Below are 17,821 nucleotides of genomic sequence, written 5' to 3' on the forward strand. Positions count from 1 at the left end.
GGCTCCGCCGGGCGGGGCCACACAGCGACCGAGCTTGAACTTTCTGGAAGTGAAGTAGACGACATGGCCAAGCGAATCGACGTAAGCGGACTCACCGCCTACTACGGCTCCCACAAGGCGATCGAGGACATCTCGATGACCGTCGAGCCGCGCTCGGTGACGGCGTTCATCGGGCCGTCCGGATGCGGCAAGTCGACGTTCCTGCGCACGCTGAACCGGATGCACGAGGTCACGCCCGGCGGGCGGGTCGAGGGCAAGGTGATGCTGGACGACGAGGACCTGTACGGCGCCGGGGTCGACCCGGTCTCGGTCCGCCGCGAGGTGGGCATGGTCTTCCAGCGTCCGAACCCGTTCCCCACGATGTCGATCTTCGAGAACGTCGCGGCGGGCCTGCGCCTGAACGGCAACTACAAGAAGTCGGAACTGAACGACATCGTCGAGAGGTCGCTGAAGGGCGCGAACCTCTGGAACGAGGTCAAGGACCGCCTGAACAAGCCGGGCTCCGGTCTCTCCGGCGGCCAGCAGCAGCGGCTGTGCATCGCGCGGGCGATCGCGGTCGAGCCGAAGGTCCTGCTCATGGACGAGCCGTGCTCCGCGCTGGACCCGATCTCCACGCTCGCGATCGAGGACCTGATCGGTGAGCTGAAGGAGCGGTTCACGATCGTCATCGTGACGCACAACATGCAGCAGGCGGCGCGTGTCTCGGACCGTACGGCGTTCTTCAACCTCGCGGCGGTCGGGCAGCCCGGCCGGCTGATCGAGATCGACGACACCGAGCGGATCTTCTCCAACCCGTCCGTCCAGGCCACGGAGGACTACATCTCCGGGCGCTTCGGCTAGGCCGGACGGTACAGACCCCTCGCGGTGCTGCATGGCGGTGCCACCGCGAGGACGCAAAGGGCCCGCCCCTGGCTCCCGGGGGCGGGCCCACTGCGTTGGCACTGCGTTCGGCTTCGGCGCCGGGGGCCTTCGGGGCTTCGCCCCTCGTCCCCGTTTTTGCCCACCCGCCCACCCGACTCGGTCGGCTGGAGGGCGGGCGGAAGAGGTGGGTATCGGCTCGCTCGGCTGGAGGCTCGCGGTGGGGGGGGGCGCTTCGGCTGGGAGGGCGGGGGGGCGCGGCTCGGTCCGGTTGGAAGGCTCGCGGTGTGGGGGGTGGGGCTCGGCTCGGTCCGGTTGGAAGGCTCGCGGTGTGGGGGGTGGGGCGGCTCCGTCCGGTCGGAGGGCGGGGGCGGCTCGGGCGGTCGGAGGGCTCGCGGGGTGGGGGCGGCTTGGTTCGGCTGGGGGTTGCGGGGTGGGGAAAAAGGTGACCCCGCCGGTTGTCGGCCGGCGGGGTCGGGGTGCGGTGGGGTGGGATGGGGTCAGAGGGCGACCAGTTTGACCACGCCGAAGGACAGGGCCGCCACCAGCGCCGCTGCCGGCATCGTGATGAACCAGCCCAGGACGATGTTCTTGGCCACGCCCCAGCGGACCGCGTTGACGCGCTTGGTGGCGCCGACGCCCATGATGGCGGAGGTGATGACGTGGGTGGTGGAGATGGGGGCCTTGAAGAGGAAGGCCGTGGTGAACATGATCGACGCACCCGTGGTCTCCGCGGCGAAGCCCTGCGGCGGGTCCAGTTCGATGATCTTGCGGCCGAGGGTGCGCATGATGCGCCAGCCGCCCGCGTAGGTGCCGAGGGACAGCATCACGGCGCAGACGATCTTCACCCAGACCGGGATCGGGTCGCCGTACGTCTCGTGGCCGGAAATCACCAGTGCCATCACCACGACACCCATGGTCTTCTGGGCGTCCTGGAGACCGTGACCGAGGGCCATGCCGGCCGCCGAGACGGTCTGCGCGATACGGAAGCCGCGCTTGGCCTTGTGCGGGTTGGAGCCGCGGAAGAGCCACAGGATGGCCGTCATGACCAGGTAGCCGACGATCAGGCCGACGACCGGCGACAGGAACATCGGGATGACGATCTTCTCGAGCACGCCGTCCCAGAGCACCTTCGTACCGCCCGCCAGCGCCGCGCCCACCATGCCGCCGAACAGGGCGTGCGAGGAGGAGGACGGCAGGCCGAAGTACCAGGTGACCAGGTTCCAGACGATCGCGCCGACCAGGGCGGCGAAGAGGATGCCCATGCCCGTCGAGCCGGCCGGGGTCTCGATCAGACCCTCGCTGACCGTCTTGGCGACCCCGGAGCCCAGGAAGGCACCGGCCAGGTTCATCACCGCGGCCATGGCGAGCGCCGCCCGCGGGGTCAGCGCCCGCGTCGACACCGACGTCGCGATCGCGTTCGCCGAGTCGTGGAAGCCGTTCGTGTACGTGAAGAAGAGCGCGACCGCGATGGTCACGACCAGGGCGAAGGTGTCCATCGACGCCTCAGGACTCCTTGACGGCGATGGTCTCCACCGTGTTCGCCACGTGCTCGAAAGCGTCCGCCGCCTCTTCCAGGACGTCCACGATCTGCTTCAGCTTCAGCACCTCGATGGCGTCGTACTTGCCGTTGAAGAGGTGTGCGAGCAGCTTGCGGTGGATCTGGTCCGCCTGGTTCTCCAGACGGTTCACCTCGATCCAGTACTCGGTGAGGTTGTCCATGGTGCGGAGGTTCGGCATCGCCTCCGCCGTCAGCTCGGCCGCGCGGGCCAGGACCTCGATCTGCTGCTCGACGCCCTTCGGCAGCTCCTCGACGTTGTAGAGGACGACGAGGTCGACGGCCTCCTCCATGAAGTCCATGATGTCGTCCAGGGAACCGGCGAGGGCGTAGATGTCCTCCCGGTCGAACGGCGTGATGAACGAGGAGTTCAGCTGGTGGAAGATCGCGTGCGTGGCGTCGTCACCTGCGTGTTCCGCGGCCCGCATACGCTCTGCGATCTCGGCCCGGGCGGAGGAGTCCGCCCCGAGCAGTTCCATCAGGAGCTTGGAGCCGGTGACGATGTTGTCCGCGGACGCGGCGAACATGTCGTAGAAGCTCGTCTCCCTGGGGGTCAGACGAAAGCGCACGTGGGGTCCTCGGGGTGCTTCGGTTTCGGTCAGGGTGATGCTAGGCGCATCATCCGGCCACGGCTAATGGGCCGCATCCCAGTGTCGCCCATCGGGCACAGTGGTCAGCACGGGGGCGCACGAAGGGCTCCCTACCCCGGAAAGTTCGTTACCATATACCCACTAGGGGTATATATCCCGCTGGGTGTCCCCAGTACCCCCGGTGTCCACAGCTCGTCCCGAGACGGAGGCCCGCGATGACGACGACGACCGAGGCCGGCGCCACGCACGGCTACCACAAGCAGAAGGACGAGCACCTCAAGCGGCTGCGCCGGATCGAGGGGCAGATCCGCGGCCTGCAGCGGATGGTGGACGAGGACACGTACTGCATCGACATACTCACCCAGGTCTCGGCCTCGACCAAGGCCCTGCAGTCCTTCGCGCTGCAGCTGCTGGAGGAGCACCTGCGGCACTGCGTCGCGGACGCGGCCGTCAAGGGCGGCGACGAGATCGACGCGAAGGTGGAGGAGGCGACGAAGGCGATCGGCCGGCTGCTGCGCAGCTGAGCCGCCCGGTCGGGGTCAGGCTTGATTCCGCTCTTCCGCCACGCGCAGCACCTCGTCGATGCTCTCCAGGCTGAGCCGGTCCTCGGCCGCCGAGGCCGCGATGATCAGCTCTCCGCACAGCTCGATCTCGGCGAGGGCCACGTGGTCCTGAACCGCCGTGCCGCCGACCGGAGCCACCCGCCTCACCTCTTCTCTGCCGTCACCGCTCCCTAGAGTAGGCAGGGCTCCACACACCGCGCATGGCACGGACGGGCTACTTACGGGGTGGCGTCCCGGACTAGTGACTGGCCGGTTTCAGGCGCCGTCGCCCTCGCCGCCGTCCTCGGCGATGCGGCCCGCGTAGATGTCCGCCGGGGCCGGCAGCGGCACGTCGACGGGGATGCCGAAGTCGTACAGCAGCAGGGTCGAGGCGACCGCGACGGTGGCCTTCTGGCGGCCGTTGACGAAGCTGAACCGCTGCCGCAGCTTGCGGAGGCGGCCCTGGTCGTCCAGGTAGGCGTCGAACGGCACCGCGGCCGTGGCGAAGCCCTTCGCCGCGGCGGCCAGGGCGGCCCTGTCGCCGGGGGAGGCGTAGCGGGCCGCGCGGTTCAGGTCGGCGGTGCCGCGGTAGTGCCGTACGGGCGTGCCGGCGAGCACGGTCCGGCCGACGAAGGCCGCCTCTCGCGTCCCGCGCAGCACCTCGGCCGCCGTGTACGGGTCGGTCGCGCCGCCGGTGACCAGATTGCCGTCGGACAGCGTCGAGGTCTCCACCCGCACCCACTTGTCGGCGGGCACGCCCGCGCCCCGGTTCTTCATGTACAGGGCGCCCGGGGCGAGGAGTTCGGTGATCGGCCGGTGCTCGGAGGCGCCCGTGGGGTCTTCCGGGAGCATCACGGTGAGCCGGCCGAGGCGGCGCCGGTAGTCGTAGACCCCCTTGCCGCGGATGGTGACCCGGGTGCCGCCGGTGGCCATCTCCATCGAGGTGCCGGCCTTCGAGGTGCCGGCGTCGCGCAGCGCGTCGGCGGCCCGGTGCAGGGCGGCGACGGGGTCGCCCGCGCCCTTGACGTCCTCGGCGGCGGCGCCGCTGCCGGCACAGCCCGTGGCCCCGGTCCCGAGGCCGATGAGGATGCCCACCGCGGCGACCGTCCTGCCCGCGCGCCCGTGCTGCCGCCGATCCATCGCCTGCCTACCCCCAGCCGGTGTGTCCGTCACGGGCCCCTGTCGTCCGGTTAACGACGGGTAGGGGGCGCCGTCACGCGCCACCGGTGCGCCGGGGACCCGGCCGGTCCCGTGATCGCGGCTGGGTAACGTTGTCGGCGTGGCAGTCACCGCGGTACCGGAGGACGGACCGGAGCGTGCCCGGTCCGGGCAGGAACACCTCACGACGACGACCGAGCAGGGCCGCTTCTGCGTGGCCCGCTGCACGTGCGGCTGGCGCGGCCCCGCCCGCCGCGCCCGCAGCCAGGCCCGCACGGACGCGGAGGACCACGCGGCGGGCCGTTAGCGGAGGCCGTTCCTAGGACCGCTCGGCGTCGTCGATGGCCGCCAGCGCGGCGGGGACCAGCTCTCTGTCCTGGGCGTGGGTCAGGCGGTCGCGGGCCTCGGCCGGGGGCAGCCAGAGCAGTTCGGTGACCTCGTCGTTGGGGACGAACGCGCCGCCGGTCGACTCGGCGGCCCAGTACCTGACTTCCTTCGGCCGGCCGGTGCGGTCGACGTAGCGGAGCGTCGGCAGGTCCGGTCCGAGCCGGCAGGTGTGGCCGGTCTCCTCCCGCACCTCGCGCAGGGCGGCCGCGCGGGCCGGCTCGCCCTTCTTGAGCTTCCCCTTCGGCCAGGACCAGTCGGACCACTTCGGCCGGTAGACCAGGGCCAGCTCGACGCCGCCCGCGGGGGAGCGGCGCCAGAGCACGCAGCCGGCCGCCCGGACCACGGTGTCGTTCACGCCGTCTCCTCCCGGTGCAGGGTGTCCATGACGTCAGGGCGCGTTGACGGTCTGCTTCTGCCAGGCCTGCTGGAAGGCGAACCGGGCCGCCTCGACCTCGTGCCGCTGGTCGGCGTGGAGCACGCCGAGGGCGTAGGCCGTCGCGGGGGTGATCCGCGGGGTCCGGGCCGCCTGGGCCGCCGCCGCGGCCGCCTCGGAGGCGTCCCGGTGCCGGTTCAGTGCCTGGCCCGCCGCCAGCAGCCGTACGTCCACCGGGTTGTTGCCGCCGTGCAGCACCTCGCGGGCGTACCGGTGCAGGCGCAGCAGCAGGCGGACCTGGTGCCAGGGGCCGTCCTGGGGGTGCGGGGAGGGGTCCGGGGACAGGCCGTGGACCAGGGCCTCGGCGTTGTAGGGGTGGCCGGCGGTGACCAGGGGGAGCGCGGCGACGGCGTCCGTGAGGCGCTCCTGCGCCGCGGCGGCCAGGGGGCGCAGGTCGGCGGTGGGGGCGGTGGGGGTGAGGGGGACGTCGCTGGCCAGTAAGGCGACCTTGTCCGCGACGGCGTGGAAGCGGGAGGAGCCGAGGGCCTGGAGCGCGGTGGAGTGGGCCCTGGTCCGGGCGAGGGTGAGCTGGCGTTCCAGCAGGGCGCCGGCCTTCGCCGCGCCGACGGTGAGGCTGCCGCGCTCCGGGGCCGCCGTCGCGCCGGCCGGCCCGCCGGGGCTTCCCGCCGCCGCTTTCGCCTGGGCGGGCGCCGTCCCGGCGGCACGGCTGCCCGCGGGCACGGCGAGGTCCACTGCCTGTGCGGGCAGGACCGCCGCGCCCGACAGCCGGTGCAGCGCCAGCAACAGCCGTTCCAGCCGGGCCTCGTACGCGTGCTCCAGGCCCAGCGTGCCCGACAGCCAGGCCAGTTCCGGGCGCATCTCCTCCGACCAGTCGGGGTCGAGGAGGGAGCGGAAGGTGTGCAGGCTGCCGCTGATGCGGCGGGCCGAGCGGCGCAGGAGGCGGGCCGCGTCGACGGACTCCTCCGCGCCGTTCGCCGTACCACCGCCCGTCTCCCGGTGGGCCCGCAGCGCGCGGAGGAACTCCGTGGCCTGGGCGCGCAGGTAGCCCGCGAGGGCGTCACCCGTCGCCACCACGGCCGCGGAACCCGTCGGGTCAAGGTGTTGCTGTGCCACGCCGGCGCCTCCGGGCGTCTATGAGCATCTCCTGGACGTTGCGCAGGGGTTGGCCGTCCGCGTCGGTCGCGTGCCGCGTCCACTCGCCGTCCGGGCCGAGGTGCCAGGAGGCGGTGGTGTCGGACATGCCGGTGTCGAGCAGCCGGTTGAGGGCCGCGCGGTGGCCGGGGTCGACGACCCGGACCAGGGCCTCTATCCGGCGGTCGAGGTTGCGGTGCATCATGTCGGCGCTGCCGATCCACACCTCCGGTTCGCCGCCGTTGCCGAAGGCGAAGACCCGGGAGTGTTCGAGGAAGCGGCCGAGGATCGAGCGGACCCGTATGTTCTCCGACAGGCCCGGGACGCCCGGGCGGACGGCACAGATGCCCCGCACCCAGATGTCGACCGGCACCCCCGCCTGGGAGGCCCGGTAGAGGGCGTCGATGACCGCCTCGTCCACCATCGAGTTGACCTTGATGCGGACGAAGGCCGGACGGCCCGCACGGTGGTGCTGGACCTCCTTGTTGATCCGCGCGACCAGCCCGTCCCGCAGGGACTTGGGAGCCACCAGCAGCCGTCGGTAGGTCTCCCGGCGGGAGTAGCCGGAGAGGCGGTTGAAGAGGTCGGAGAGGTCCGCGCCCACCTGCGGGTCGGCCGTCAGCAGGCCGAGGTCCTCGTAGAGGCGGGCCGTCTTCGGGTGGTAGTTGCCGGTGCCGACGTGGCTGTAGCGGCGCAGGGTCTCGCCCTCCTGGCGGACCACCAGGGACAGCTTGCAGTGCGTCTTCAGGCCGACCAGGCCGTAGACGACATGGCAGCCGGACTCCTCCAGCTTGCGCGCCCACTTGATGTTGGCGTGCTCGTCGAAGCGGGCCTTGATCTCGACCAGGACGAGGACCTGCTTGCCGGACTCGGCGGCGTCGATGAGCGCGTCGACTATCGGGGAGTCGCCGGAGGTGCGGTACAGGGTCTGCTTGATCGCGAGGACGTCGGGGTCGGCCGCGGCCTGCTCCAGGAAGGCCTGGACCGAGGTGGAGAAGGAGTCGTACGGGTGGTGCAGGAGCACGTCCCGGGCGCGCAGGGCCGCGAAGATGTCGGGCGGGGACGCCGACTCGACCTCGGCGAGGTCGCGGTGGGTGCCGGCGATGAACTTCGGGTACTTCAGCTCGGGCCGGTCGAGGCTGTGGATGCGGAAGAGGCCGGTGAGGTCCAGGGGACCGGGCAGCGGGTAGACCTCGGCCTCGGAGATCTTCAGCTCGCGGACCAGCAGGTCCAGCACCTCGCGGTCGATGGACTCCTCGACCTCCAGGCGCACCGGCGGGCCGAAGCGGCGCCGCATGAGTTCCTTCTCCAGGGCCTGGAGGAGGTTCTCGGCGTCGTCCTCCTCGACCTCCAGGTCCTCGTTGCGGGTGATCCGGAAGGCGTGGTGCTCCAGGATCTCCATGCCCGGGAACAGCTCTTCCAGGTGGTTGGGGGCGGCGATGACGTCCTCGATGGGGACGTAGCGGCCCGGGGAGGCCTCCAGGAAGCGGGACAGCAGCGGCGGTACCTTCACGCGCGCGAAGTGCTTGTGCCCGCTGACCGGGTTGCGCACGACCACGGCCAGGTTCAGGGAGAGGCCGGAGATGTACGGGAAGGGGTGCGCGGGGTCGACGGCCAGCGGCGTGAGGACGGGGAAGATCTGGTGCCGGAAGAGCGTGAAGAGGCGGGCCTGTTCCTTGTCGGTCAGCTCCGACCAGCGGACCAGGTGGATGCCCTCGTCGGCGAGGGCGGGGGCGACGTCCTCGTGGTAGCAGGCGGCGTGCCGGGCCATCAGCTCGCGGGAGCGGGCCCAGATCATCTCCAGCACCTCGCGCGGCTGGAGGCCGGAGGCGGACCTCGTCGCCACCCCGGTGGCGATACGGCGCTTCAGGCCGGCCACCCGGACCATGAAGAACTCGTCCAGGTTGCTGGCGAAGATGGCGAGGAAGTTCGCGCGTTCCAGCAGGGGGGTGTTGGGGTCCTCGGCCAGCTCCAGGACCCGCTCGTTGAAGGCCAGCCAGCTGCGCTCCCGGTCGAGGAAGCGGCCCTGGGGCAGGGGGGTGCCGTCGCCCGGGGCCTCCTCGTACGCGTCGAGACCCGCGTCGAGATCGGGTTCCAGGTCGGAGACCACGGCGGCCACGGCGTGCTGGCGGTGCGCGGCGATGGAGCCCACGGAGGGCTGCGGGTGCTGTACCTCTGCCTGGGTGTCTCGCTGACTCATGAACCCATTCTTCCGCGCCACGGGCGACACGGGCGCGTCGGAACGCGCGGGCGGGAGCGTCACGGCCCCGTTCCCCGCGGGCTCCTCGGGGGGCGGCGAAGGCTCTGGCACGGCGGGCTTCATTGGCCGAGCGTCGCAAGTCTTGCTGAATCAATGGTTACGGCGACATGACGTGCGGGATAGCGGGGGGCGGCTCGAAGGGGTTCACGGATGCGAAAACGCCGGTCCGGTACGTCCCTCCCCCCGCGGAGGGGCGTACCGGACCGGCGTGGATCCGGACCGTTAGGCGGCCCGGCGGCGCAGCAGGGCGTACGCGGCGGCACCGGCGGCCGCGGCGACGGCGAGGACCAGGCCGGTGGCGGCCAGGTGCAGGGGCCAGAACCCGGTCAGCGGGCCGCGCAGCGGACGCCACAGCTCGCGCAGGTACAGCCGCAGGGCGAGGGTGGCGGCGCAGGCGGCGGCGAGCGCCGGGAGGGTGCGGCGCAGGGCCAGACCGGCGAGGGCGCCGAGGACCAGCGCGCACAGCACCAGAGCGGGCAGCAGCGGGCCGCGCGGCACGAAGACGCGGTCCCACGTCCAGTGGGTGACCAGGACGTCGTGGTCCGCGGACCACACCCTGCCGTAGACCAGGGCGAGCAGCGCGGACCCGGTCAGCAGGGGCAGGGCGGCCGTGGTCAGCTTGGCGGTCAGCCAGCGGACCGGGGTGACGGCCTGGGTCCAGACCAGCCGCGCGGTGCCGGTCTCCAGCTCGCGGCCGATCAGCGCGGCCCCGGCCCAGGCGGCCACCGCGCAGGGCGCGTAGGAGAGGGCCTCGCCGAGCAGGTTCATGACGTTGTTCGTGTCGGTGAGGGCGGTGTAGGTGCACCAGTGGCCGGGGCGCGCGCAGTCCCGGTCCCGGGGGGCCGCCGTGTGGTGGACCCAGAGCAGTGCGCCGGCGGCGAGCAGGACGAAGGCGGTCCAGACGAGCAGGGCCGGCCGGTGCAGCCGGAGCAGGGTGCGGCGGACGGCGGGGCGGGTGGGGGCGAGCGCGGTCATACGGCGGCTCCCGTACCGGCGTGCGCAACGGCTCCCGTACCGGTTCCCGCGCCGGGGGCGGCCTTCCCGCCGGGCCGGGTGCCCGTGGTGCGGCGCCGTACCAGCCAGAGGGCGAACCCGGCGAGCAGGGCGGCGAGGGCGAGCAGGGCGCCGGTCGTGGCCAGCTGCAGCGGCCAGTAGTGGGAGTAGGGGTGGTAGTCGGTGTAGAAGCCGGTGGCGCCGCGCCGGTCGTTGAGGGCCCGGCACCCGGGGCTGAGGTCGATGGTGCAGGTGGAGGCGGGCCGGTGGGCGCCGGACGCGGTGACGACGCCCTCCTCGACCTTGATGCCCGAGTACGACGGGAAGGCCCGGCGCCCGCTGACGCTGGTGGCGACCGGCCACAGGTGCGGCAGGGCCGTGTGGACGGCGATCCACAGCGGGACCACGGCGAGCGCGGAGGCGCACAGCGCGAGCAGCGAGCGGCCCAGCAGCAGCCCGATGAGCGCGCCGAGGACGAGACCGGCCAGCGCGAGCCCGACGACGATCGGGCCGCCCGTGTAGAAGGTGGGCACGTCGTCCCAGGGCTTGACGGAGTCGATCCGGTGGTACCCCGCCGACCAGACCACGTGGTGCAGCAGCGCGAGCAGACCGGTGCCGGCGGTGACGAGGAGGGCCGGCACGGTGAGCCGGGTGGCCAGCCAGCGCACCGGTGACACCGTCTGCGTCCAGGACAGCCGTGCCGTGCCGGTCTCCAGCTCGCGCCCGGTCAGGGCGGCACCGGCCCAGGCGGCGGCCAGGAACGGGACCGCCAGGACGGCGACGGTCGTGTACTGGTGGAGGTCCTTGTAGCGCAGGATCGCGTCCTGGTCGTACCGGCACGGGGCGGCGCTCCAGCAGCGGGTGTGGTACTGGTGCCAGCCGGTGGCCGCGGCGTCGGTGAGCGGGCCCCACAGCCACAGCAGCGTGGCGGCCAGGCCGACGACGAGGACGGCCCAGGCGCACAGCGCGGGGCGGTGCAGGCGCAGCAGCCAGCGGATCTGGCGCGGAGCGGTGGTCGCCCGGGCGGGGGCGCTCGGGGCGGCGGTCACGCGGCGTGCTCCTCGGTCTCGGCCGGGGTCAGGGCGGGCGCCCCGGGGTTGCGCAGATGGGCGAGGACGAGTTCCTCCAGGGAGGGCGTGGCGCTGCGCCAGTCGCCGGGGAGCGGTCCGGCCGGGCGGATCAGCGCGCTGACCTGGCGGCCGGTGACCCGGGACTCGACCACGGTGTGCCCGCCGAGGCCGGCGGAGTCCGCGGCGCCGGACACCCGCAGATGGGCGGCGAGCAGGTCGTCGATCTCGCCGGCCAGCCGGATCCGGCCGTCGCCGACCAGCAGCAGGTGGTCGCAGGAGTCCTCCAGCTCGGCGACGACGTGCGAGGACATCACGATGGTGGTGCCGTACTGGGCGGCCTGCGCCATGAGCGTGCCCATCAGCTCGTGCCGGGCCAGCGGGTCGAGGTCGGCCATCGGCTCGTCCAGGAGCAGCAGTTCGGGCCGCTTGCCGAGGGCGAGGGCGAGCGCGACCCGGCTGCGCTGGCCGCCGGAGAGGGAGCGGACCCGGGCCCGGGGGTCCAGGCCGCCGCCCCTGACGACCCGCTCGGCGCCGGCCGCGTCCCAGTGGCCGGGGTTGAGGTCGGCGCCCATGCGCAGCGTCTCGGCGACGGTGAGCTGCGGGTACAGCGGCTTGTCCTGGGCGACGAAGCCGACCCGGGGGCGGGCGGCGGACGGCGTGGTGCCGAGCACGCTCACACTGCCCTCGGTGGGCGCGGTGAGCCCGGCGGCCAGGGCGAGCAGGGTGGACTTGCCGGCGCCGTTGGGGCCGACGACCGCGCACACCCGCCCGGCGGGCAGCCGGAACGAGCAGTCCCGCAGGGCCCAGCGCGCACGGAGGCCGAACCGTTTCCCCAGAGCCTCGGCCCTCAACGCCGTGTCGCTGCTCATGTCGGGTCTCCCTGGAAGTGCGTGTCGAGTACGGCAGTGAAGAGTGCGGCCACGTCGTCCCGCTCCAGTCCGGCGGCGCGGGCGCGGCCCGCCCACTGCTCCAGCTCCGTGCGCAGCGGGGAGTCGGCGGGGGCGGTGCCCAGGGACCGCCGGACGAAGGTGCCGAGGCCGCGCCGCGCCTCCACCAGGCCCTCGCGTTCCAGTTCGCGGTACGCCTTCAGGACGGTGTTGGGGTTGATGGCGGTGGCCTCCACGACCTCGCGTGCGGTGGGCAGCCGGTCGCCCGGCTTCAGCAGGCCCATGCGGAGGGCCTGTTTGGTCTGCTGGACGATCTGCACATAGGTGGCCACGCCGCTGTGCCGGTCGATGCGGTACTCGACCATCGGTACAACCACCCTTTCACTAATTGAGTAGTGAAAGGGTGGGGCAAGGCGGCCCCGGAAGTCAACCGCGGGCCCCGTGGGCCGATCGGCGGGGCCCTTCCGATGAGGACACGTGAGCGAGACGAGGACCGACGGGGAACTGCTGCGGGCCATCGCGGCGGCCCGCGACCGGCACGCCTTCGAGCAGTCGTACCGGCGGCACGCGCCCTGGCCGACCGCCCGGCTGCGCGGGCGCTGCGCCGGCGCCGGGTCCGTCTGGCTGTGGCGCATCGGCTCCCGCCGGCTCGTGGACGCGCTGCGCGGCGAGGGGACGCGGGGCCGGCTGCGGCAGGCGCCGGCCCGGCCGGCCGCCACGGCCCTCCTCGCCACCGCCCTCCTCGCGCCGCTGGTCGTGAGCGACCGCCGGGTCCTGTTCGCGGACCCCCCGGGACCCCGGGCGGGCGACGGCCCGCGAGCACCGGGCGTGGCCGACGGCGGGGTCGGTGACGGCGGGGTGCCCGGCCCTCGGCCAACCGCTGGGCCGCTACCGGCCGACGGCCGACCAGCCTGGATCCGCGCCCCACGACCGCTCACCCCCCGGCGGGGGCCCCGCTCACGTCTCCGCGCGGTACATCAGGTCCGTCTCGTGCACCGTGAACCCCAGCCGCTCGTACACCGACACCGCCGCCTTGTTGTCGGCGTCGACGTAGAGCATCGCGGTCGGCAGCTGCTGCGCGGCCAGGTGGCGCAGCCCGATCGTGGTGAGGGCCTTGCCGAGGCCGCCGCCCTGTTCGCCGGGCCGTACCCCGAGGACGTACACCTCGCCGAGCCCCTCCTCGGCGTGCACCTTGGTCCAGTGGAAGCCGACCAGCTCCCCGCGCCGTTCGGCGAGGAAGAACCCGGCCGGATCGAACCAGGGCTCGGCCTTGCGGTCGTCCAGGTCGCGCTGGGTCAGCGAACCCTGCTCGGGGTGGTGGGCGAAGGCGGCGGCGTTCACCGCGAGCCAGGCCGCGTCGTCCTTGCCGGGCACGAAGGCGCGCACGGTCACGCCCTCCGGCAGCACCGGATCGGGCAGCTCCAGGTCGGTCAACGGCCTGCGCATCTGGCGCAGTTCGCGGAACAGGGTCAGACCGAGCACCTGGGCCAGGTGCCGGGCGGCGGGGTGGCCGCCGTGCGCCCACACCCGCAGCCGCTTGCCGGAGGCGGCGAGCAGGGCCGCGCCGAGCGCCCGCCCGTGCCCGTGCCCGCGGTGCCCGGGGTGCACGACCAGCTCGGCGGCCGGCGCCTCCACCGGGTCGGTGTCCTCCAGCTGGGCGTAGCCGACGAGTTCGCCGTCGACGGACAGCAGCAGATGCGAGACGCCCTCGCGGCTGCCCCCGCGCAGCTGCAGCCGGCCCTGCTCGGACACCGGCTGGTGCCCGTCGATCCGGGCGGCCTCGCCGAGCAGGCGCAGCACGGCCTCGGCCCGGTCCGGGGTGAGCGCGGAGAAGGTCTCGATGGAGCGGGCGGGAAAGCCCGGTACGGTGTCGTCGCTGCTCATGCGTACGAGAGTACGGGGCCACCGGGGGAAGTCCCGGCACACCGGCCGCAAAAGGATCCGTAAAGGGAAACCAGGATGTAACCCTGAACCCCCTGTCGCGCTACGCGCGTTGACTCTAGGCTGCGCCGAGCCACCACAGCCGACCCACAGGGGGGTCCCATGCCAGCCGCGCCCCGGCGCACCGGACGCCGTACGCACGCCCTTCTCGCGAGCGCAGCCACCCTCGCCACGGCGGCGGCGCTGATTGCCGCCCTCCCGGCGGACGCGCACGAGAGCCACCACCGGCCGGGCCGCTACCAGGACGTCCAGCTGCTGTCCTTCAACGACCTGCACGGCAACCTGGAGCCTCCGTCGGGCTCCTCCGGCCGGGTCACCGAACTCCAGCCGGACGGCACGACGAAGACGATCGACGCGGGCGGTGTCGAGTACCTCGCGACCCACCTCCGCCAGGCCCGCAAGGGCCATCCGTACTCGGTCACCGCGGCCGGCGGCGACCTGGTCGGCGCCTCCCCGCTGCTGTCGGGCCTGTTCCACGACGAGCCCACCGTCGAGGCGCTGAACAAGCTGGACCTGGACGTCACCTCGGTCGGCAACCACGAGTTCGACGAGGGCGCCCGGGAACTGGCCCGCCTGCAGAACGGCGGCTGCCACCCCACCGACGGTTGCTACGGCGACCGGGAGTTCCAGGGCGCCGACTTCCCGTACCTGGCCGCGAACGTCCAGGACGAGAAGACCGGCAAGCCGATCCTGAAGCCGTACTGGGTCTGGAAGAAGAAGGACGTCAGGATCGGCTTCATCGGCGTCACCCTGGAGGGCACCCCGGGCATCGTCTCCGCCGACGGCGTCAAGGGCCTGACCTTCAAGGACGAGGCGGAGACCATCAACAAGTACGCCAAGGTCCTCCAGCGCCAGGGCGTGCAGTCGATCGTGGCCCTGATCCACGAGGGCGGCTACCCGGCCTCCGGCTCCTACAACTACGACTGCGACTCCCCGGGCGCGGGCAGCGGCATCTCCGGCCCGATCGTGGACATCGCCAAGAACGTCACCCCGGCGGTGGACGCCCTGGTGACCGGCCACACCCACCAGGCGTACGTCTGCACGATCCCGGACCCGTCCGGCCGCCCCCGCATGGTGACCTCGGCGTCCTCCTTCGGCCGCCTCTACACCGACACCACGCTCACCTACGACCGCCGTACCGGCGACATCGCGCGTACGGCGGTGAGGTCCGCGAACCACGTGGTCACCCGGGACGTCCCCAAGGCGGCGGACATGACCGGCCTGATCTCCCGCTGGAACGCCCTGGCCGCCCCCATCGGCAACCGCCCCATCGGCTACATCTCCGCCGACGTCAACAACACCGGCACCGAGTCCCCGATGGGCGACCTGATCGCCGACGCGCAGCTCGCCCACGGCCGTGAGCTGGACCCGAAGACCAGCCTGGCCCTGATGAACCCGGGCGGTGTCCGGGCCGGCCTGACCTACGCGGCCAAGGGAGCCGAGGGCGACGGCGTGGTCACCTACGCCGAGGGCTTCACGGTGCAGCCGTTCTCCAACACCGTGAACCTCCAGGACTTCACCGGCGCCCAGCTGGTCCAGGTGCTCAAGGAGCAGGTCAGCGGCGTCAACGCGGCGGTCCCGAAGATCCTCCAGCCGTCCGCCGGACTCACCTACACCCTCGACCTCACCAAGTCCGGCGCGGACCGCGTGGTCACCGACTCGATCCGCCTGAACGGCGCCCCGATCGACCCCGCGGCCACCTACCGCGTCGCCACCAACAGCTTCCTCGCGGGCGGCGGCGACGGCTTCCCGACGCTGGGCCAGGGCACGAACGACCTGGTCGGCTCGGACGACCTGAGCGCGCTGGAGAAGTACCTGACGGCGAACTCGTCGGCCGCGAACCCGATCGCCCCGCCGAAGGCGGACCGGATCACGGTCGTGGGCTGAGCCCCGCCGGGCGGGACCCTCTCCTCAGCTCCTCTTCCGGCCCCGCCCGGAAGAGGAGCTGCGGCGGCCCGGGTCAGGAGGCGGCGGGCGTCCAGTCCCCCAGCCAGTCCGCGACCTCCTGGTCCGCGGCCTGGGCGTCGGTCAGTTGGGGGCGGTCGGTGCTCGCCGCGCCCGCTCCCGCGCCGGTGTTCCGGTACTCGGCGAAGCGGTCGTCCTTCCAGGAGAAGCCGCTCATGTCGGTCCAGGGCGCGGTCCTGACCGCGGCGCTCAACGACGTGTTGCGGACGGTGGTCTGCGGGTCGAGGCCGGCGTCACCGCCGGCGTGCCAGGGCCGGCCGAGGTAGAAGCTGCGGTCGGAGACGTCGCCGCTCACCGTGGAGTTGGCGATCAGGATGCCCTTGCGGCCGGCCGCGGTGCTGGGGGCCGTGACGTAGCCGGCGGAGCTGCCGTCCCAGCGCTTCTTCAGGGTGATCACCGACCGGTCGAGGACGGCGGTGGCCCGCCCGAAGACGAAGTCGACGTTGCCGGTGACGTAGGAGTTGGTCATGTAGACCCGGCCGAGCCTGTCCTTCGCGGCGGTGTCGAGGAGCAGCGTGTCCTGGTCGCCGCTGACGATGACCCCGTCCAGGAACACCTTGTCGGCGGCCGTGCGCAGGGCGACGGCCTGCTGGGCGATGTCCTGGTGGGCACGCTCGTCGAAGTCGTTGGAGATGCTGAGGTTGCGGGCCTGGAAGTCGTCGGCCTCGACGGCGACGGTGGCGCTGCCGCCGGTGCCGTACGTGCCGCCGCCCGGCTTGGGCGTTCCGGAGGCGTTGTCGTAGACGATGACGGTGTCCTTGCGGCTGCCGCCCGTGCCCTGGATCGTGACGTGCGGCTTGCCGGAGGGGACCTTGACGGTCTCCCGGTAGGTGCCCGGCTTCACGGCGATGACGACCCGGGAGGGGTTGTTCGCGGGGACGGCGTTCACGGCGGCCTGCACGGTCGTGTACTGCCCGGAGCCGTCCTTGGCGACGGTGAGGGTGGTGACGGCGGCCTTCGTACCGGCCTTCGTACCGGCCTTCGTGCCGGCCGTCGTGCCCAGGGAAGTGCGCGGCCCCGCACCGGACTTGACGACCGACGGCACGTCGGCCGCCTTGTCGGCGGTGTAGCCGTAGTAGCTCCTGGGGTCCCAGGCGGCGCCCGTGCCCCCGCTCTCGTTGCGGCCGGCGGTGCCGGAGAAGACGTTGCCGCGCTGGACGAGGGTGGCGGTGCTGTCCCTGATCACCGGGTTGTTCAGCCCCTGGAAGTACGAGTTCTCCAGCAGCATGTTGGTCGTGCCGCGCGCGTAGGTGCCGTACGAGGACGTGATCGTCGTCCCCGGCTCGTCCTGGAGGTAGTTGTTGTACAGGTGCGCGTGGGCGACGTTGTCCGTGGAGGGGTTGCGCTGCTCGGTCTCGCGGATCCAGTTGTGGTGGATCGTGAGGTCGGCGGTGGTGTGCTCGGTCCAGCCGATGCCGAACGCCTTGTTCTCCTGGCCGAGCCGGTTCCAGGAGACGGTCAGGTAGGTGGTGTCCTTGCGGCTGTCGATGAGCCCGTCGGCCATGTGCCGGATGTCGTTGTGGTCGATCCAGACGTGGTGGGCGCCGTCCATCTGGATGCCGTCGTAGTCGTGCTCCTTGTCGTTCCAGACGCCCTGGTACGCGTCCCGGATGGTCAGGTTCCGGATGATCACGTTGTGGACGCCCCGGCCGAGGAAGAAGCCGCCGCCGACGATCTGCCCCGAGGTGCCGGAGCCGATGATGGTCTTGTCCGACTGGACCTTGATCTCCTTGCCGACGGGGTCCATCGTGATCGCCGCGGCCACGACGATGATGTACGGCTTCTCGGCGGTGGCGTACTTCTCCAGGTCGGCGAGGGTCCGCACGGTGACGATCTCGCCGCCGCGCCCGCCGTACGTGCCGTTCTGCCCGAGCGCGTCGACGGAGGCGAACCCGTCGGCGGTGGCGGCGGCCCAGGCCGGTACGGCGGTGGCGGCGGAGGCGTGCTGCTGGGCGCCGGGGGCGAGGAGGCCGTAGCCGAGGGCGCCGGCGGCGGTGAGTGCGAGCGGCAGCCCGAAGGCGAGCGCCGTACGGCCCTTGCGGTGGCGGGCGCGGGGGGTGCGGGAACTCATGGGCGACTCCAGTCGG

Annotated in this window: 17 protein-coding genes and 1 pseudogene; 5 read left to right on the top strand and 13 right to left on the bottom strand. The window is 72.5% G+C overall.

What is annotated here, in order from left to right:
* Nucleotides 1–63: 63 nt before the first annotated feature.
* Nucleotides 64–840 carry a phosphate ABC transporter ATP-binding protein PstB gene (gene pstB / locus IEZ20_RS26765; protein ID WP_189303273.1) on the top strand — a complete coding sequence of 259 codons (777 nt, stop codon included), beginning with the start codon at nucleotides 64–66 and terminating at the stop codon, nucleotides 838–840.
* A 518-nt stretch (nucleotides 841–1,358) separates the two neighbouring features.
* On the opposite strand, the gene IEZ20_RS26770 is transcribed toward pstB, so the two are convergent.
* Together IEZ20_RS26770 and IEZ20_RS26775 are read right to left on the bottom strand one after the other, a co-directional pair.
* Nucleotides 1,359–2,357 carry an inorganic phosphate transporter gene (locus IEZ20_RS26770; RefSeq protein ID WP_189303275.1) on the bottom strand — a complete coding sequence of 333 codons (999 nt, stop codon included), beginning with the start codon at nucleotides 2,355–2,357 and terminating at the stop codon, nucleotides 1,359–1,361.
* Between the two features lie 7 nt (nucleotides 2,358–2,364).
* Nucleotides 2,365–2,985, bottom strand: a complete 621-nt coding sequence (locus IEZ20_RS26775) for a DUF47 domain-containing protein (protein ID WP_015493282.1) — start codon at nucleotides 2,983–2,985, stop codon at nucleotides 2,365–2,367.
* A gap of 236 nt (nucleotides 2,986–3,221) precedes the next feature.
* Between IEZ20_RS26775 and IEZ20_RS26780 the strand changes: the two genes are divergently transcribed.
* Nucleotides 3,222–3,530 (top strand): metal-sensitive transcriptional regulator, encoded by a 309-nt coding sequence (locus IEZ20_RS26780; RefSeq protein ID WP_189303277.1) that lies wholly within the window; start codon nucleotides 3,222–3,224, stop codon nucleotides 3,528–3,530.
* A gap of 15 nt (nucleotides 3,531–3,545) precedes the next feature.
* On the opposite strand, the gene IEZ20_RS26785 is transcribed toward IEZ20_RS26780, so the two are convergent.
* Together IEZ20_RS26785 and IEZ20_RS26790 are read right to left on the bottom strand one after the other, a co-directional pair.
* On the bottom strand, nucleotides 3,546–3,707 hold the full coding sequence (locus tag IEZ20_RS26785) for a hypothetical protein (protein ID WP_189303279.1): 162 nt from the start codon (nucleotides 3,705–3,707) through the stop codon (nucleotides 3,546–3,548).
* Between the two features lie 117 nt (nucleotides 3,708–3,824).
* Nucleotides 3,825–4,688 (bottom strand): SCO4651 family lipoprotein, encoded by an 864-nt coding sequence (locus tag IEZ20_RS26790; protein WP_189303281.1) that lies wholly within the window; start codon nucleotides 4,686–4,688, stop codon nucleotides 3,825–3,827.
* Between the two features lie 139 nt (nucleotides 4,689–4,827).
* On the opposite strand from IEZ20_RS26790, the gene IEZ20_RS26795 reads away from it, so the two are divergent.
* Complete coding sequence (locus tag IEZ20_RS26795; protein WP_189303283.1) at nucleotides 4,828–5,013, top strand: hypothetical protein; 186 nt, start codon at nucleotides 4,828–4,830, stop codon at nucleotides 5,011–5,013.
* A 12-nt stretch (nucleotides 5,014–5,025) separates the two neighbouring features.
* On the opposite strand, the gene IEZ20_RS26800 is transcribed toward IEZ20_RS26795, so the two are convergent.
* From IEZ20_RS26800 to IEZ20_RS26830, 7 genes are all read right to left on the bottom strand, one after another.
* Nucleotides 5,026–5,448 (bottom strand): NUDIX hydrolase, encoded by a 423-nt coding sequence (locus IEZ20_RS26800; RefSeq protein WP_189303285.1) that lies wholly within the window; start codon nucleotides 5,446–5,448, stop codon nucleotides 5,026–5,028.
* Nucleotides 5,449–5,481: 33 nt separating this feature from the next.
* Nucleotides 5,482–6,600, bottom strand: a complete 1,119-nt coding sequence (locus tag IEZ20_RS26805) for a CHAD domain-containing protein (RefSeq protein WP_189303288.1) — start codon at nucleotides 6,598–6,600, stop codon at nucleotides 5,482–5,484.
* A complete protein-coding gene (locus IEZ20_RS26810) occupies nucleotides 6,581–8,941 on the bottom strand; it encodes an RNA degradosome polyphosphate kinase (RefSeq protein ID WP_189303290.1) in 2,361 nt (786 codons plus the stop codon). The genes IEZ20_RS26805 and IEZ20_RS26810 overlap by 20 nt, the downstream gene beginning before the upstream one ends.
* 159 nt (nucleotides 8,942–9,100) lie before the next feature.
* Complete coding sequence (locus IEZ20_RS26815) at nucleotides 9,101–9,853, bottom strand: ABC-2 membrane transporter-related protein (protein WP_189303292.1); 753 nt, start codon at nucleotides 9,851–9,853, stop codon at nucleotides 9,101–9,103.
* The gene (locus IEZ20_RS26820; protein ID WP_189303294.1) at nucleotides 9,850–10,920 is read right to left on the bottom strand and encodes an ABC-2 membrane transporter-related protein; all 1,071 of its coding nucleotides are present in this window, start codon (nucleotides 10,918–10,920) and stop codon (nucleotides 9,850–9,852) included. The genes IEZ20_RS26815 and IEZ20_RS26820 overlap by 4 nt, the downstream gene beginning before the upstream one ends.
* Nucleotides 10,917–11,810, bottom strand: coding sequence for an ABC transporter ATP-binding protein (locus IEZ20_RS26825; protein ID WP_189303296.1), 894 nt, complete (start codon nucleotides 11,808–11,810; stop codon nucleotides 10,917–10,919). The genes IEZ20_RS26820 and IEZ20_RS26825 overlap by 4 nt, the downstream gene beginning before the upstream one ends.
* Nucleotides 11,807–12,193 carry a GntR family transcriptional regulator gene (locus tag IEZ20_RS26830; protein WP_189303298.1) on the bottom strand — a complete coding sequence of 129 codons (387 nt, stop codon included), beginning with the start codon at nucleotides 12,191–12,193 and terminating at the stop codon, nucleotides 11,807–11,809. The genes IEZ20_RS26825 and IEZ20_RS26830 overlap by 4 nt, the downstream gene beginning before the upstream one ends.
* A gap of 112 nt (nucleotides 12,194–12,305) precedes the next feature.
* Here IEZ20_RS26830 and IEZ20_RS39895 point away from each other — a divergent pair.
* Nucleotides 12,306–12,536: pseudogene (locus tag IEZ20_RS39895) on the top strand (RNA polymerase subunit sigma-24); the annotation flags it as partial.
* Between the two features lie 249 nt (nucleotides 12,537–12,785).
* On the opposite strand, the gene mshD reads toward IEZ20_RS39895, so the two are convergent.
* Nucleotides 12,786–13,712, bottom strand: coding sequence for a mycothiol synthase (gene mshD / locus IEZ20_RS26835; RefSeq protein ID WP_189303300.1), 927 nt, complete (start codon nucleotides 13,710–13,712; stop codon nucleotides 12,786–12,788).
* Between the two features lie 159 nt (nucleotides 13,713–13,871).
* Between mshD and IEZ20_RS26840 the strand changes: the two genes are divergently transcribed.
* The gene (locus tag IEZ20_RS26840; RefSeq protein ID WP_189303302.1) at nucleotides 13,872–15,656 is read left to right on the top strand and encodes a bifunctional metallophosphatase/5'-nucleotidase; all 1,785 of its coding nucleotides are present in this window, start codon (nucleotides 13,872–13,874) and stop codon (nucleotides 15,654–15,656) included.
* 73 nt (nucleotides 15,657–15,729) lie between these two features.
* Here the strand turns inward: IEZ20_RS26840 and IEZ20_RS26845 are convergent, their stop codons facing one another.
* Entirely contained in the window at nucleotides 15,730–17,805 is a 2,076-nt protein-coding gene (locus IEZ20_RS26845) for a pectinesterase family protein (RefSeq protein ID WP_189303304.1), read from the bottom strand.
* Nucleotides 17,806–17,821 lie beyond the last annotated feature (16 nt).

The organism is Streptomyces cinerochromogenes (genome assembly GCF_014648635.1).
GTDB lineage: Bacteria > Actinomycetota > Actinomycetes > Streptomycetales > Streptomycetaceae > Streptomyces > Streptomyces cinerochromogenes.